Source organism: Chitinophaga sp. CB10 (genome assembly GCA_001870995.2).
Taxonomy (GTDB): Bacteria; Bacteroidota; Bacteroidia; order Chitinophagales; family Chitinophagaceae; genus Chitinophaga.
Map to the genome: position 1 here is coordinate 722,840 of MLAV02000001.1, position 17,940 is coordinate 740,779.

Sequence of the window (17,940 nt, forward strand, 5' to 3'; positions counted from 1 at the left end):
ACCAGTAAAAAGCTTACTGGTATTGTTTCTCGTGGAGGTATTTATAAATTTCAACCTGTGACCGGATTTTTTTATCGCCCTCCCTGTAGTATTCGTTTCGCTGCTCATTGTCCAGCACGCGGGCTTTGACATTGCCGCTGAGCTGGATTTTCATGATGTCTACAATTTCCTTGCGTATAGCCGGGTCCGTTATCGGGGCGGCGGCTTCCACGCGGTGGTCCAGGTTGCGGATCATCCAGTCGCAGGAGGCGATGTACACTTTTTCCTGTCCGCCGTGGTGGAAGATGAACACGCGGGCATGTTCCAGGTATTCGTCTACAATGCTGACGGCGTGGATCTGTTTCTTCCACTTTTTATTCTCCGTATAGGCGCAACAGATACCCCGTATCACCATCCTGATATCCACGCCGGCTTTGGCCGCGTCGTAGAGTTTGTTGATCAGTACGGCATCGGAAAGGGAGTTCATCTTGATGATGATGCTGGCTTTCTTTTTATTACGGGCGTTTTTGATTTCCTTGTCGATCAGGCGCAGGAAGGTATTGCGCATATTGAGCGGACTAACGGGCAGGGTTTTACAGTTTTCCAGGATTTTGATATCATGGTGCCCGTTTTCCAGGTAGGCGAAGATCTTATTGATGTCCGCCATGATGGCGCGGTTGGCCGTGAGCAGGCAATGATCGCCGTAGACCCTGGCTGTGCGTTCGTTGAGGTTACCCGTGCTGACAAAGCCGCATTGAATGGTTTTGTTGCCGATGCGTTTTTTGATGACGCATAATTTTGCATGCACTTTCATGCCGGGTACGCCCAGTAGTACTTTCACGCCTTCTTCTTCCAGGCGGGCCTTCCAGTCGAGGTTGGCCGCCTCGTCGAACCGGGCGCGCAGCTCCAGCACGATGGTTACCTGTTTCCCGTTGCGCACGGCGTTGATCAGGGCGTTGATGACCTTGGAGTTTTTGGCAAGGCGGTACGCGGTGATCTTGATGCTGGAAACATTCGGATCGATGGCGGCTTCCCGCAGGAGGTCGATGATGGTATCGAACGAGTGGTAGGGGAAGTGCAGCATTACATCCTGGCGTTGCACCACGTGCATCACGCTGGTCGCGTTCTGGAACAGCGGATGGATAAACGATTTGCGGTGCGAATGCGGCGGGAAGATGGATTCCGGGAAATCCATGAAGTCCTTGAAATTATGGATACGCGCCCCGGGGATCAGGTTGTCCTTCCCGGAGAGGCCGAGGCGCCGGATCAGGTATTCCAGCAGCAGCGGGTCTATATCCTTATCGTACACAAAGCGTACGGGTTTGCCTTTACGCCTGTCTTTCAGTCCTTTTTCGATCTGGTGGATGATACTGTCGGCAATATCATTATCGATATCCAGCTCGGCATCTCTCGTCACCTTGATGATGTGGGAGGTGAACTTGTCGAAACCGAAGTAGGAGAAAATATTCGGGAGGCAGAAACGCACGAGGTCTTCCAGCAGCATGATATCATGCTCTCCTGGTTTGGAGGGCAGGATGATGAAGCGGGGCAGCACGGAAGTGGGGATTTCGATCAGCGCGAACTTCTGGCTGATGGAGTTATCCGCCCTTGCCAGTACGATGGCCAGGTAAATGGATTTATCCCGGAGGATGGGGAACTGCTGGATGCTTTCAATCATCAGGGGAATGATGTTGGTACGCACCTGTTCGTTGAAGTAGTTGAGTACAAACTTTTGCTGTTCCCTGTTGAGTTGTTTTTCCGTGCGGAGGAAGATGTGCTGTGATTCCAGCTCCTGCGCGATATCTTTCCAGATGCGGTCAAACTCGCGTTGTTGCTCCATTACGATGGTTTGAATGGAGTCGATGATTTTGCCGGGGTTTTCTTCCAGGTGCATTTTGGCGGCGGATTTGCCAAAGGAGAGCATACGTTTTAAGGTGGCTACACGCACACGGAAGAACTCATCGAGGTTGTTGGAGAAGATACCGAGGAAGCGGATACGCTCGTAGAGCGGCACAGTTTTGTCGGCAGCTTCCTGAAGTACTCTTGCATTGAATGCGAGCCAGCTGACATCGCGCGCAATCATCTTCTTTTTGGCTGCGGGGGCCTTTTTGCGGGCTAATTTCTTTGAGTTAGATTCTATGGGCATCGTCATAATATCCAGGTTCTCACCTTGCTGCAAACGCATACAGACTAATTTACATTCAAAAAATTCACACTAATTGGCGGTGCGATGATACGGTTTTAGGTCCAGTTTCAGTATTAAATTAAAGTTAACGAAAAGTGGCGGAAAATGTTCAGCGATTGATGGCTTTACCGCGGATCCATTGATTCCAGGCCGTGTACACGAGCAGGAAGAGAAATAACGGGATCACCTGGAACCGGAAACGGTTATTTTCTCCCAGCTCCAGGAAGTTACCTGCCAGCATGAGATACAAAATGTTAAAAGCCGTGTAGCAGGCGGCGATATCCTGCCATTCCCATGCGGCGAGGCCTTTGCGCACCTGTTTCCAACGCCTGAAGCCCGTCCAGGCCAGCATCCCGAAGGAAACAGCGTATAGCAGTACCAGTATGGCATTGGTGAGGAAGATGTAGTCCTTATGGATTTTGATGTAGCCCAGGTTGAAGAAGTATTCATACCCCAGTATCCGGCTCCTGTTCTTTACCAGGTTGAAATAATTGGTAGTAGGGGAAAAGTAGAGAGAATTAGCCGTGAACGTGAGTTTGAGGTATTTTTTAGGATCGGCCTTCAGGCAGGCGATGCCGGCCTTCTGGAACTGATCGGAGATGTAGATGTAGCGGATGTTGTTGAAATTACTTTCGCTGGTGCCCTTGCACCAGTCGTGCAGCGCGCGGATGCCCGGATACTGCTTGTTTTCCGGCAGCCATTGCACGCCGTATTCTTCCAGGCAGCGGAAAGGTCCGATGTCCGCGTAGCGGCGGATGGTATCGTTGGTGATGGAGGGCGGCAGCTGCCTGTCCAGCGGCAGCATGATGCGGGCCACATTCATACCCATCCAGGTGCTGGCGGTAAAATGGCCGAACATGATTTTATTTTTCCCGTACCAGCCGGTGACCAGCAGTAGGGGAAATAACGCGGCGAGGATGGTTTTTTTGCGGAGGCCTGGTTGGCACATCAGCAGTACCAGCGCGGCTGCGGCTACGAGCCATACCAGGTGGAACATGCTGATGGTAAGGCATATGACGGCCAGGGTGAGGAATAACGCGAACCCCCATACGAATTTTTCTGTCCGTAAAAAGCGGATCAGGAAGAAGAGGGAGTAGGAGAGGAAGATCATGCCCAGGTAGGTATAGAAGTACCAGGCTTCGTACAGCAGGAATGCCGGCGTGATGCAGAAGTAAGCGCTAACGGCGAAGCCTGCCCACCGTTTGCCGGTAAGTTGGTATATGGAGAGATACAGCAGTATCGTTTGAACGTAGCCGAGGATGATCCACAAGGCTTCCATTACCATCGTATAATGGTCCGGAAACGCATTCATGAGCAGGCTGCAAAGTCCGTTGAAGAGCGGCGGCTGGGAGTGGAGGTACCACATACATTCCCAGGGATGATCGATGAGTAACTGCTTATCCAGCAGGTGCCAGGTTTCCAGCACGGGAACGGCGTTGAAATCAAAGTGGCAATAGTATCTGACGATAAAGCGGCTGATGACGGTAAGGAGCGTTAACAGCAATATCGCCGGCAAGTGCTTACGGGGCATAAGGTGCATCATATCTGCGGTACGGGATTATATATAGTAGTTAGGGCGGATGCAGGTGCATCCGGCTCCAAAATACAAAAATATTGTCAGTGTGGGGATTAATTCTCCGCTACCGCCTGCAGGGCTTCTTTTTGCAATCTTTTGCGGTTGTAGATGGGGAGCGCCACGAGGCTGACGAAGCCCAGGACGATGACCAGCAGGGTTTGCACCACCCAGATGATCCATCCGAAGGCAAAGCCGATCACTTTATTGATGTGGTAAAGTTCCAGCGTTTTTTGCACGAGCGTTTGATATGCGCCGATGCCCCCGGGGGTAACGATCATGCCTATACTACCGATTACCAGTACGGCCAGTGCGGCGCTGATGCCGAGGTGCGTGGTTTCCTGCAGGCAGTAAAAACCGATATAGACCTGAGAGAGGTAGCAGCACCAGATCAGGATGGATTGAATGATAAAGGCCCATTTATTTTCCATCTTGCCGATAGACAAGATGCCTTCCATGACGCCACGCGCCAGGTTTTTGATGGTGATGGCCGCTTTGGAGCGGGCAAACCTGCGCAGCAGCCAGACGATGATGCCGATGCCGGCAGCGGCGGCCAGCAGGAGCAGAGCCAGTTGCAGGAAGTTGGCATTGGCGAATTTGTTGCCGATGGGGATGAGTATTTCCTTATTGACGTAGGCGCCGAGTACTTCCACCTGCGTGAGTACGGTGATGGCCATGAGCAGGATGAGGCAGACCATATCCACCGCGCGTTCGGCAATCATGGTGCCTACCAGCTTATCAGCGGGAATTTTTTCGTATTGGGCAAGGATGCCGCAGCGGGTTACTTCCCCGAGGCGGGGCACCGCCAGGTTGGCCAGGTAGCCCACCATTACGGCAAAGAAGGTGTTGAGGGTAGTGGGCTGATGGCCGAGCGGCTTCATCAGCAGCTTCCAGCGGGTAGCGCGGAACCAGTGGCTGGCAATACCGAGTATCACCGCAGGTATTACCAGCCAGTAATTCGCCCGTTGAAACGCCTCTTTCATCATCTCCCATTCGCGGGGAGTGAGGTCCTTTGTAACCAGCCAAATCAGTAACACGCCTATGCCAAAAAAACAGATGAACTTAATGACATTCTTCAATGATTTAGGCATAACTAAAGCTGTTTAGGGTGTTACAATATTTACAAATGGTTACAAACCGGCAAGGGTATTATAATTTGTTTCCTTCTTTAGGGAAAATGGCAACAGGCTGATATTTTTTCGCCTCTTCAAAATCCATGGTCGCATAGGAAATAATGATCACTATGTCGCCCGGGGCTACCAGGCGCGCAGCAGGGCCGTTCATACAAATAACGCCTGAACCGCGCTTGCCTTTTATTACGTAAGTTTCCAGTCTTTCGCCGTTGTTCACGTTGAGGACCTGTACTTTTTCGTATTCAATCAGTCCCGCCGCATCCATCAGATCTTCATCGATGGTGATACTGCCAACATATTGCAGGTTAGCCTCTGTCACTACTGCGCGGTGAATCTTACACTTTAAAATTTCAATTTGCATAACTCATATACTCCCTGTGAAAAGGAGCGTCTGCAAAACTAGGGAAAATAATGTTTTGTGCCAAAGCTGACAGCCTCCTCCGGAATGCTGCGGGGAAATGTTTTTTCTGCCCGACTTTGTAAATACTGCATAATTTCCTGAAATTAGTAGCAGCAGCGTAAGAATAACTGGAAAATCCGGTAAAAAAAGAAATGTTAATATGTTTAAGTAATTGTCAACCAGAATCGTATAAAATTAATTTTTAGTTATTTCCTGCGCTGCCGGATCTGTGTATTTGACGCTGACCTAGCCACCCTGAAATTCATGTTTACAAAACGACTGTTGATTCCACTGTTAATGCTGTTCTGCCTGCAAGCGCCGGCGCAGGACTTTATTTCCCTGAATGTAAATGATGGCCTCTCCAATAACCAGGTAAACTGCATCTACAAGGACAGTAAAGGGTTTATGTGGTTTGGCACCATGAGCGGACTTAACCGCTATGATGGCACCACGTACCGCGTGTACCGCCATAAGCCTTCGGATTCGCTTTCCATCAGCGATAACTACATCCTGGCGATATACCCCGCTCCCGGGGACCGGATGTACATCCACACCCGCAACGGCGATGTGGTGTACAACCCGGTTACAGAGCAGTTCGAAAAAGCTGCCGCCTGGCTGGCCGCGCTGGGCCTCCCTGCATATGGCATCACCTGCATGCAGCGCAGCGGCAATACCTATTGGTTTGCCTACCAGGATGGCCGTTTGTTCTGCAAAAAACAAGATTCCCCTGTAAAACAAATAGCAGTAAAGCCGGACAGCGAAAATCCCGTGACGGGTTTAGAGGGAACTCAAAGCGGTTATATGCTGGCACTGCATAAGAATGGAGAACTCGATAAGATCGCTGTGAATACGATGCAGTTGACCGAACGGAAAAATTTAATCTCTCCCCAACCCCTAAAAAAACCACTCAGCATGCGACTGTTCATAGACAGTGACGACGACCTGTGGATATACATGGAGGGAACCGATTACGGGGTGACTTATGTGGACGGTAAGACCTGGCATACGCAGCGGCTCAACAGCCGCAACAGCGAACTGAATAACGATATCGTCAACAGCATTGTGCAGGACGATAAAGGGCAGATCTGGATCGGGACGGACCACGGGGGCATCAACCTGCTGAATAAAAAAACTTTCTCCGTGCAACACCTGCTGCACCGGGACGATAACAGTAAAAGCATTGCGGAAAACGCCATCTACGCGCTGTATAAAGACGACCTGGGCATCATCTGGTGCGGCACCTATAAAAGCGGTATCAGCTACTATGCGGAAAGCATGCACAAGTTTGCGCTGCACAACCGCCGCCCGGAGGAGAGATCGCCCATGGCGTACAATGATGTGAACTGCTTTGCGGAGGACCAGCAGGGCAACCTCTGGATAGGCAGCAACGGCGGGGGACTGATGTTTTACGACCGGCAGAAAAATACCTACCGCCAGTGGAAACATAACCCCAACGATCCCGGCAGCATCAGCGCGGACGTGATCCTGAGCCTGCTGGTGGACAAGGATAACAGTCTTTGGATCGGATATTACTACGGGGGACTGGATCACCTGGTAAACGGCCGCATTACCCACTATGCGCCGGACCCGGAGAACAGCCTGAGTATGGCCGATAAAACGCCGTGGAAACTCTTTCGCGATAGTCAGAACGACCTCTGGATAGGCACGCTGGGCAGTGGTTTGGACCGTTTTGATCCCAAGGGGCCGGCATTTTATCACAACAACGTGAGCATGCATAATTCCGTGCATAGCAATTTTATTACGGACCTCACGGAAGATAAGCAGGGTAACCTCTGGATTGCGACGGCTTACGGGATTGATATGATGGACAAGGCAAAAGGGCTGTTTATCCATTACCTGCACGATACGCACGGGCTCAGTAACGATAATGTGAACGCGATACTGTGCGATTCGCGGGGCTTCATCTGGGCGGGTTCCCGGGATGGGCTCTGCGTGTTTAATGCGGCTACGCAACGCTTCCGGACCTTCCGTATGGAAGACGGCCTGCCGGATAACAATATCATCGCTATTTTGGAAGACAACGGCGGTCACCTGTGGGTCAGCACTTCCAACGGCCTTTCCAAAATAACGCCCCGGCAGGAAGCCGGCAAGGGCATTGTAGGCATCAGCTGCCGCAATTTCAATTACAAGGACGGCCTGCAGGGCGATGCGTTTAACGTCAACGCGGCGTTGAAGCTGCGTTCCGGGGAGCTGGTGTTTGGCGGGGCCAATGGCTTCAACCTCTTTGACCCGGCCAGCATTATACAGGCCCGTACCGAGCCGCCGCTGGTGTTTACCAGTCTGCAACTCTTTAACCGCACGGTAGGCGTGGACGAAAAAATCCATAACCATGTGATACTGCCTGCCGGCCTCCCGGAAACAAAGGAGATCACGCTGCGCTATGATGAAAACGATTTTTCGCTGGACTTTGCCGCGCTGGATTTCCTGAATACGGACAAGAATAAATATACCTATGTGTATATGCTGGAAGGCTTCAACCGGGAGTGGCAGACGGCGGATGCGCGGTCTAAACGTATCACCTATACGAATATCAATCCCGGTACCTACACGCTGCGGCTGAAAGCCCTGAACGACGACGGGGACGCATCCTGGAAAGGCATCAGTCTGAAGATTACCATCCGCCCGCCCTTCTGGGCGACGGGATGGGCCTACTGCGTATATGCGTTACTGTTGGCCGGCGGGTTATTCCTCCTGCGGCATATTACCCTGCAAAGGGTACACCGGCGTTTTGCCCTGGCCCAGGAAAGGAAGGAGGTCCAGCGTTTGCATGAGTTGGATATGTTGAAGATTAAACTCTTTACCAATCTTAGTCACGAGTTCAGGACACCGGTGTCCCTTATCCTTGCGCCATTGGATGAAGTCATCCGGCACGAAAAAGAGCCGGTTTACCGTCAGAAATTATACCTCATGCGCCGCAACGCCAGGCGGTTGCTCAACCTGGTGAACCAGCTGATGGATTTCAGAAGGATGGAGATGCATGAGTTGAAGCTGGACCCTACGCCCGGGGACCTGATTGATTTTATCCGCGAGGCGGTGTATAGTTTTTCCGACCTGGCGGAGCGCAAGCAAATGCAGCTGGAGTTCCAGACGGATACGGCGCAGTTGTTTACCTCTTTTGATCATGATAAGATAGAGCGCATCCTGTTTAACCTGTTGTCCAATGCATTCAAGTTTACGCCCGTTGGCGGCGCAGTGCGTGTAGGCGTGCAGGTGAGTACGGACGGGGAGGACGCCGTGCTGGAACTGAAAGTCCAGGATACGGGCATCGGCATCCCGGCGGACCGCCGGGAGAGCGTGTTTGAGCAGTTCTTTAAGCACGACGTGCCGGGGGGTATCAACACCCAGGGCAGCGGGATAGGGCTGGCGATTACGCGGGAATTTGTGAAGCTGTGCAAAGGACAGATTGGGGTGGAGAGCGAGGTGAATAAAGGGACGGTGTTTACGATTCTGCTGCCGTTTAAGCGGGAAGCGGGGATTGCAGGGGAGGATAAACCGGGAGTAGCAGCGTGGTCGGGAGGTTGGGAGCAGGAGGGTAAACCGTTGGTAACAGGGCTGGAACCGGTGGCAATACTAAGGCCGGCAGCCTCCGGGCCGGAGGATAAACCATTGGCAACAGCGCATGAGCCGGAACTCAAACAACCTGCAACACCCCATGAGCCGGGGCTCAAACCGGCAGCATTACCCAGGGATAAAGCTACCGTCCTCCTGGTGGAAGACAATGACGATTTCCGCTTTTACCTGAAAGAAAATATGCAGGAGGATTATAACGTACTGGAAGCCGCCAACGGCGTGGAAGGCTGGCAAAAGGTACTGGCGGCGCATCCCGACCTAGTGGTGAGCGATGTGAACATGCCGTTGATGGATGGTATATCCCTCTGCGCAAAAATCCGGAGCGACAGCCGGACACGCCGCATCCCCGTGATACTGCTCACGGCCATGGCGGGAGAAGAGCAGCAGCTGAAGGCGCTGGACCAGGGCGCGGCGGATTACCTCGTGAAGCCTTTTAATGTGGAGATCATGCTCTCCCGTGTGCGCAATGTGCTGGCCGCAAGAAATGTAGCGCCAAAAGTTATTTTGCCTTTGCAGGCAGATGAAGCGCCTGCCCTTAGCCCGGATGAAAAGTTTATGCAGAAAGCGCTCGAAATCGTGGAGCGCAATTTATCCAACCCTGACTTTTCCGTGGAAGAGCTGAGCAGGGAACTTTGTATGAACAGGGTATCCGTGTACCGGCGGATTTTCGCTATCAGCGGTCAGCCCCCGATAGAATTTATTCGTGGCATTCGATTGCAACGCGCGGCGCAGCTGTTGAGTCGCTCCGAAATGAACGTAGCCGAAGTAGCCTACGAAGTAGGATTCAACAACCCGAAATACTTTTCAAAATATTTTAAAATGGTCTACCACATGCTGCCAAGCGCTTACCAGGCGGCCAACAGGAAGCAGGTCTGAAACAAAACGATACCCTTCCTGTTACATTTGAACCCCCACGTTTGTAACAATTTAGGTAGTTAATATAAACAACGCAGTACCTATGAATCCGCTGCGATGGGATAACTTTATGCTCATCGTTATGAAAGTAATCTACTAATGGACCAAAATCAAGAGATCGCCAATTTTTAAAACTTAATTCCTCCACGTATGAAAAGAGCCAGTATTACTGGAAAATCATTCCTCCTGGTATGGTTAGTGGCCTCCTGCATGGCATTTTTAAGCCCTGTATATGGTCAGCAGCCTACCGGCGCATCACCCAAAGTAACAGGTAGAATTACCTCCGAATCCGGGGACCCCATTCCCGGCGCTTCCGTGGCCGTTAAAGGCACGCGTACCGGCACTGCCTCCGATGGCGACGGCCGTTTTAGTATAGACGCCGCCGTTGGGGAAATACTCGTCATCTCCTCCATGGGATACAATACCCGCGAAGTAAAAGTGCCGGCCAACAGGGTAGTGGCCATGCGCCTGCAGGAAAATGCCACCAAGCTGAAAGATGTGATGGTGGTAGGTTATGGCACCATGAAAAAAACAGACCAGAGCAGCGCGCAGGTCTCCATCTCCGCGGCGGATATTAACAAGACCATCAACACCACGATGGATCAGGCCATACAGGGCCGCGCCGCCGGCGTGTACGTTACCCAAAATACCGGGCAGCCGGGCGGGGGGATTTCCGTAAACGTAAGAGGGGTGAGCACCATCAGCTTCACCACGGAGCCGCTCTATGTGATCGACGGGGTGCAGATACAGCCCAAGCAGATCGAGTACGGCAACACGCCTTCGGTGAACCCGCTTGCCGGTATCAACCCTGCGGATATTGAATCCATGGAAGTATTGCAGGGGCCTTCCGCCACTGCCATCTATGGCTCCAGGGGTACCAACGGCGTGATCCTGGTGACCACCAAGCGGGGAAGCAAGGGCCTGAAAGTGGGTTACTCCTATCTCTACACCAACCAGGAACGCCCGGAACAGGTGCCTACCATGAATCTGCAGCAGTTTGCCATCATGAGCAATGCTATTGCGCATGACCTGAACAGGACGCCGACGCCGGAGTTCCAGAACCCTTCCGTACTGGGGCCAGGCACCAACTGGCAACGGGAACTATTCCGGCCTTCCCCACTTCAGAAGCACCAGTTTAATGTCAGCAACAGTAACAACATTACCAACTACTACATCTCCGGCGAATACCTGAAACAGGATGGCGTGGCCACGGGTTCCAATTTTGAAAGGTATTCCTTCCGCGCCAACATGGATAACCAGGCGTTTAAATGGTTGAAGCTGAGCACCAGCGTTAACTTCTATCAAACGAAAGAACGCCTGTCCAGCACCTCGGAAGATGTGATCCGCACGGCGCTGAACCTCGCGCCCAACGTACCGGTGAAGAACCCGGACGGCAGCTGGGGCGGCGCTACCACCAACGAATTCGGCTCCAACGCGCAGTACGCCCCGCTCAACCCGGTGGCTATCGCCAGCCTGATCGACAATACATACAAACGTACCGGCGGATTAGGCGGTATGACGGTAGATATCACACCCATCCCGGGCTTGCTGATCCGTACCAACTTCAACGGGAACTTTGAATATGCCGATGGCTCCAAGTTCACGCCTACCTATCAACTCGGCTACCAGCAGAATACGGCGGCGACCATGAACGTGACCACCGCCAAAAACTTTTTCTGGATGCTGAATGAACTGATACAATATAACAGGTCGTTCGGCAAGCATGCCGTTGGCGTTATGGCCAGCCACGAAGCGCAGGCCAACAACTGGGAAGGCCTGAGCGCCACCCGCACCGGCTTTGCCAGCAACTCCGTGCAATCCATCAACCTGGGTAACGCTACCGGGCAAACGACGGGCGCGTACAAAGGCTGGGGCTCCATGGAATCCTACCTGGCCCGTATCAACTATACCTACCACGATAAATACATTGTCCAGTTTGTAGGCCGCGCCGATGGTTCCGCCAATTTCGGGGTGAACAGCCGCTGGGGGTACTTCCCTTCCGCCTCCGCCGCATGGCGTATTTCCCAGGAGCCGTTTATGCAATCGCTCACCTTTGTGGATGAACTGAAAATCCGCGGGGAATGGGGTAAGACGGGCAACAGCGGCCCGGGCAACCGGCAGTTCTCTAACCTGGCAGCGGTGACCACGCCGTTTGGCTCCTCCTTCCTCACTGCGCAATATGGTAACCCTGACCTGGCCTGGGAACCGACTGAAACCAAAAACATCGGCTTCAACCTGAATATGTTCAACAACCGCATACAGCTGGAAGGTGATTTCTATATCCGCAATACGGATAAGCTGTTGCTGGAAATGCCGCTGCCGGCGCTGATGGGAACCGTGTCCGAAGGGTCTATCCGCCCGCCGGTAACCAACATCGGCAGCATGAAGAACAAAGGCTTCAACTTCACGCTGAATACCATCAACGTGCAGAACAAAGCAGGCTTTGTATGGAAAACGAATTTCAATATCTCCGCTTTCCGTTCCACCATCACCCGGTATTATTCGGATAATGCCTTCGTTACCAAAACCCTCTGGAGCCTGAACAACTTTGCGGAACGCGCGGCGGTGGGCCAGGCTCCATGGCTGTTCTATGGTTACATATCCGAAGGATTGTTTACCTCTGTCGACGAGATCAACAAAAGCGCTGTACCCACACAGGCGGACGGGAGCCGCCTCCCGACAGCCCGCGATGGCGGCGTGTGGGTAGGAGATGTGAAGTATAAAGACCTCAACAATGATGGCGTGATCGATTCCCGCGATCAGACCTATATCGGTAACCCCTGGCCGAAATTTACATTCGGGTTTAGCAATACCTTCTCCTACAAAGGGTTTGACCTGAATATCATGATCACCGGCTCCCAGGGCAACCAGATATTCAACTATCTCCGTTTTGAAAATACACAGCCCAACAACATCGCGCTGGGAAGGAATCTTTTCCAGGAAGCGTTTGACTATGCGCGGGTGACCAACGACGGCGACAAGTCAGTAATCACCAACGCAGGTACCAGGATACCGCGGCTGGTTGCCAACGATGTAAACGGTAACGGCAACCGCTTCACGAACGATTACGTGGAAGACGGTTCCTACATCCGCATTAAAAATGTGCAGCTGGGCTACAGCTTCCCTTCCTCGCTGCTGAATATGCAACGCATTGTGAAGGCGCTGCGTGTATCCATTGGCGTACAAAACCTCGCTACGTTTACCAAATACACGGGCTTTGATCCGGAAGTGGGCGCCTTTGTAGGCAAGGAAGCGCAGGTAAGCGCGCAATATATTGGCGTGGACGCAGGCCGTTACCCGCTTACCCGCATGTATTCAGCGAGCATTGCTGTTGATTTTTAACAGAGAAAAAAAGATTATTATGACGTACAGATATTATCAATTCCTGTTTTTGATGGCGCTGGCAGCGGGTATGCTGGCCGGTTGCAGCAAAGACTTCCTGAACCGTCCACCGAAAGATCAGATTGTAGATGCCAACTTTTATCAGACTGCTGAGCAGGTTATGGCCGGCACCGGCGGGTTATACAACCAGGTATGGTTTGCTTATAACGACAAGGCCTCCCACGGCCTCGGTGATGGCAGGGGTGGAATACTGATGTCAGGCTCCTACCAGGTGGCCAACATCCGCATGCAAACCACCGATGTAACGCCGGAAGTGTACAGCGCATGGAGCGCATTCTATAACGTGGTGGCGCAGTCCAACATGGCGATCAATAACATCACCAAATTTGCAGGCCCGGGCGTGCCGGATAATATCAAGCGCTATGGCATTGCGGAAGGCCGCTTTATGCGCGCCGTAGCCTATACCTACCTGGTGATGAACTGGGGCGCTGTGCCGGTGATAGAGGACAACCTGCAACATATGACGGATACCAACCTTACCCGCAACACGGTGGAATCCGTATGGGCGTTCATTATCCGCGATCTGCGCTATGCAGAAGAGAACCTGCCTGCTACGCCGTACCAGAAAGGCCGCATCACCAAATGGGCCGCTAAAGGCATGCTGGCAAAGGCTTACCTGACCCGGGCAGGACTGAATCAATCCGGCGCCCGCGTACAGGCGGACCTGGACAGTGCGGCCATCCTCGCAGACGACGTGATTAAAAACAGCGGCGCATCCCTCATGGAGAATTATGAAGACCTGTTTTTAACCGCGAATAACAACAATACCGAAAGCCTCTTTGCGCTGCAATGGAAATACGACGGGGACTGGGGTACGCAGAACAGCGTGCAGGCCTTCCTCGCGTTTAGTCCGTCTATCACCGGTTTCGGAGATGGCTGGGGGTCAGATATCGGCGCCTCTTACGATCAGCTGAAACTATATTCTCCGAACGACAAAAGGCGGAAAGCCACCTTTATGTTCCCCGGTGATCACTATTCGTATATCCATCAATCCGTGGACGATCCCAATAATCCCGGTAAGAAAATCATACAGGAACTGGATGTGCCCTGGAACTACGTAGGTACGGAACGTTATAACAACCGCGCCTGGGTGAAGAAGTATGTAGTAGGCAGGCCGGAGGATAACAATGGCAAGGTAACCCAGCAACATACCGAGATCAATACGTACATGCTGCGCCTCGCGGACGTGTACCTGGTTTATGCAGAGGCCAAACTGGGCAACGCGGCTGTGACCACGGATGCTGCCGCGCTTTCGTACGTGAATGCGCTGCGCAGGCGTGCCGGCGTAGGCGCAAAAACTTCCCTTACCTGGGAGGATATTTATGTGGAGAGAAGATTGGAGCTGGCGATGGAAGGGCAGGCGTGGTACGACCTTATCCGGCTTTATTATTATGACCCGGCCAAAGCGCTGTCCATTTTGGGCAGCCAGGATAAAGGGACTTACCGCATCGTCCCCAATGCCGAGAAAAACGCGACCAGCTGGACGATCACTTCCGATACGCCGGACTATTACCCGGTTACGGCCAGCAATTTCCAGCTGCCGATTCCGGCGCAGGAATTATCCGCCGCGCCGAGTTTGCGCAAGCCTCCTGTTCCGTATAAATTCTAATCTCAAAAAAATCACTTATGAAAATTATAAAGAAAGGCTGGTTGCACATAGTGATGGGATTAATGATGATGGGTTATGTGGCCTGCTCCAAGAACGGAGATCAATCCGCTCCGCCCAGCGTTCAAAAAATCACCCTGCTGGATTCCACCCTGCAGGACAGCTCCTTTACCAAAGCCCTGCCCAATACGCTGATACTGGTCACCGGGCAAAACCTGCATGGTATGGTGAAGGTGTTGTTCAACAACCAGGAAGCCTATTTCAATCCAACGTATAATACCAGTACGCACCTGATCATCGTAATACCGGAAAAAGCGCCTACAGAGGCCATTGACCCGCAGGTGCCGAATAAGATTAAATTCATTACCACACACGGCGAGTTTGAATACAACTTCGTCATCGATATTCCGCCTCCTTCCATTGCGAGCATTTCCAATGAGAATGCTTTGCCCGGCGATTCGGTATTCGTAAACGGCAGCAGCATGTACCTGATCAGTAAAGTGGTGCTGCCCGGCAACCGGGAGATTACGGACCTCACGACCAACCCGGCGGGAACCCGCATTGGCTTTGTGATGCCGGACCTGGGGTCGGATACCGGCCGGCTGGTGATCCATGCTAAATACGGCGCCGCCATGAGCGACGGGCCGCTGAACGACCACGAAAGCGGGGATGTGATCAGTAACCTGACCAATACGGACGAACCAGGGGAGAAGCCGGTATTCAACTGGGCCTGGTGGGGCGCGGTGCGCACCAGCGATCCCGTACTGTTCCCCGGCACCCGCGGCGGATACCTGCAAAGCGTGTTCGGTGGGCTGGGCCCCAATGCCGGCGACTGGTGGAACGATAACAGGTCCGGTAACTTCACCAACGTACCGATGTTTACCAGCGGTATCCCGAATGCCGAAGCGGGCAATTACGCGCTGAAGTTCGAGATGAATACGAAAGAGGCATGGTCCGCCGGTATTATGGTACTGCGGTTCAATGATAAGTTCTGCTACCGTTTTATGCCATACCTCTCCGCTGCGGACGGTAAGTTCTCTACCAAAAACAAATGGCAAACCGTTACCATTCCTATTTCACAGTTCCGCCAGACAGCGGATGGCATTGAAGGTACCGGCGCGCCGGCGCAGATGTTCGCAGATATCCTGAAGAAAGACACGGTGATATTCGGTTACCGGTTTATTACCGAGAAGGACCCGGTGGACGTCTACAACGCTGCATTCGACAATTTCAGGATCATAAAAATCAAATAGCTGGGTGATAAAGCGTAGAAGTGCCGGGTGTTTCCAATTGCAGGGAACACCCCGGCCTTTTATTTCGCCTTTCAAATTACAATTCATGAAGAGAGCGCATTTAAAATACCTGTTACTGCCGATGCTGATGCCATTGATGCAGGCTTGCGGCAGGCATAAGTCGGGCGCGCCTGAAGCAGGTAACGGAAACGACACAACGAAAGTAATGGTACCGCCGGACCCGGCGGTAGCGCCTACCACCGGATTTTTTATGGACAGCTGGCAGCCCGTGCGCTTTACCGCGCCTGCGGCCGTACCGGGTACTGTGCCGGCATCGGGAGGAGTGAAGGTAATGGTGGATGCGTCGACCGTCATCTGCCGGATATCGCCGGCGTTGTTTGGGAATAACGCGAACCCCTATATGACGCAGATTGTGACGCAGCCGGTGTTGATGGAGCATATCAAGCACCTGCAGCCGGGGATTATCCGCTTCCCGGGCGGTAACCTGAGCAGTTTGTATTTCTGGAATGCGGCCCCGGGCTCGCCGCCGGCCGATGCGCCGGCCAAAATCCTGGATGGGGATGGTAAAGAGATTGATCCCAACTATTGGTACGGCAATAACGAGTTCGGACATACGCTGTCGCTGGCGAACTATTACAAGCTGTTGCAGCAAACCGGCAACGAAGGAATTATCACGATCAACTACGGGTATGCCAGGTATGGCCTTGGACCTGATCCGGTGGCGGCTGCGGCGCACCTGGCGGCGGATTGGGTGCGGCATGATAAGGGCAGGACCCGCTTCTGGGAGATCGGGAATGAGAGCAACGGCAACTGGCAGGCAGGGTATCGGATCCGGACGGCCAACAATAAGGACGGGCAGCCGGAGTTCGTGACGGGGGAGCTCTATGGGCGCCATTTCCGGGTATTTGCGGACTCTATGCGGCGCGCCGCCGCCGAAACCGGCGCGAGGATCTACATCGGGGCGCAGCTGCTGGAAAAAGAGCCGGCTTCCTGGGCTACGGCTACGGATAAGAACTGGAATACCGGCGTGCTGACGCAGGCCGCAGCGCAGGCGGATTTCTACATCGTGCACAGCTATTTTACGCCCTATATGACCAATGCCGCACCGGCGGAGATACTGGCTACCGCCACCAGCGGTACGGCGGAAATGATGGCCTATATCGATAAAAGCCGTAAAGCGACGAATGCGCCTGCCCGCCCGGTAGCGCTGACGGAGTGGAACATCTTTTCCGCCGGCAGCAAGCAGATGGTATCGCAGGTAGCGGGGCTGCATGCGGTTATTGTGGTGGAGGAGCTGATCCGGCAGCAGTACGGCATGGCGAGCCGCTGGGACCTGGCCAACGCCTGGGAGAACGGCAACGACCACGGGTTGTTCAGCAAAGGGGAACCCGCATCCGGGGAATCCCTCTGGGCGCCGAGGCCGGCGTTTTATTACCTCTGGTTGCTGAAGAAGACGTTGGGCGACCGCTGCATACCGGCCACGGTGACCACCGGGCAAAAAGACGTGCTGGCTTATGCGAGCAGTTATAGCAGCGGGGAGATGCAGGTGGTGCTGGTGAATAAGGGAACAACGGCCGCGGATATTACGGTGGACTTTAAGAATTTCAAACCCGGCGGAAAGTATTACTGGTACACGATTTCAGGGGAGAGCACGGGGTTTAGCCGGAAGGTGGTGATCAACGGCCAGGGGCCGGCGGCGAGTATAGGAGGGCCGGCGGATTATATGGCGGTGAAGGCGTTTAGCGCGGAGGCGGCAGGAGGAGTGAGGGTGAATGTGCCGGCGATGGGAGTGGTGATTGTGCAGGTGGAGAAGTAGGAGGGAAGTGGATTGGTATTTTATGAAGGGGATAAGGCGGGAGCCTTATCCCCTTTGTATGGTTAATCTATTGCCTGCATCGGGCTA

9 protein-coding genes are annotated in these 17,940 nt (G+C 53.2%); 5 read left to right on the plus strand and 4 right to left on the minus strand.

The genetic code is table 11. The annotated features are described in order from the left end of the window. Positions 1-13: 13 nt before the first annotated feature. From ppk1 to panD, 4 genes are all read right to left on the minus strand, one after another. A complete protein-coding gene (gene ppk1, locus BOC67_RS02980) occupies positions 14-2,164 on the minus strand; it encodes a polyphosphate kinase 1 (protein WP_291907063.1) in 2,151 nt (716 codons plus the stop codon). A 109-nt stretch (positions 2,165-2,273) separates the two neighbouring features. Continuing rightward, entirely contained in the window at positions 2,274-3,707 is a 1,434-nt protein-coding gene (locus tag BOC67_RS02985; protein ID WP_291907065.1) for a hypothetical protein, read from the minus strand. A gap of 86 nt (positions 3,708-3,793) precedes the next feature. Beyond that, positions 3,794-4,828 (minus strand): lysylphosphatidylglycerol synthase transmembrane domain-containing protein, encoded by a 1,035-nt coding sequence (locus BOC67_RS02990; protein WP_291907066.1) that lies wholly within the window; start codon positions 4,826-4,828, stop codon positions 3,794-3,796. Between the two features lie 58 nt (positions 4,829-4,886). Beyond that, positions 4,887-5,231 carry an aspartate 1-decarboxylase gene (gene panD, locus BOC67_RS02995; protein ID WP_291907069.1) on the minus strand — a complete coding sequence of 115 codons (345 nt, stop codon included), beginning with the start codon at positions 5,229-5,231 and terminating at the stop codon, positions 4,887-4,889. Positions 5,232-5,534: 303 nt separating this feature from the next. Here panD and BOC67_RS03000 point away from each other — a divergent pair, with 303 nt between their 5' ends. From BOC67_RS03000 to BOC67_RS03020, 5 genes are all read left to right on the plus strand, one after another. Further along, complete coding sequence (locus BOC67_RS03000) at positions 5,535-9,737, plus strand: hybrid sensor histidine kinase/response regulator transcription factor (RefSeq protein WP_291907072.1); 4,203 nt, start codon at positions 5,535-5,537, stop codon at positions 9,735-9,737. 189 nt (positions 9,738-9,926) lie between these two features. Further along, complete coding sequence (locus BOC67_RS03005) at positions 9,927-13,118, plus strand: TonB-dependent receptor (protein ID WP_291907076.1); 3,192 nt, start codon at positions 9,927-9,929, stop codon at positions 13,116-13,118. Between the two features lie 19 nt (positions 13,119-13,137). Next, positions 13,138-14,787: a RagB/SusD family nutrient uptake outer membrane protein gene (locus BOC67_RS03010; RefSeq protein ID WP_291907079.1), complete on the plus strand. Its 1,650-nt coding sequence runs from the start codon at positions 13,138-13,140 to the stop codon at positions 14,785-14,787. 17 nt (positions 14,788-14,804) lie between these two features. Beyond that, positions 14,805-16,037 carry a glycan-binding surface protein gene (locus BOC67_RS03015; RefSeq protein ID WP_291907081.1) on the plus strand — a complete coding sequence of 411 codons (1,233 nt, stop codon included), beginning with the start codon at positions 14,805-14,807 and terminating at the stop codon, positions 16,035-16,037. Between the two features lie 85 nt (positions 16,038-16,122). Further along, on the plus strand, positions 16,123-17,853 hold the full coding sequence (locus BOC67_RS03020) for an alpha-L-arabinofuranosidase (protein ID WP_291907083.1): 1,731 nt from the start codon (positions 16,123-16,125) through the stop codon (positions 17,851-17,853). Positions 17,854-17,940: the final 87 nt, after the last annotated feature.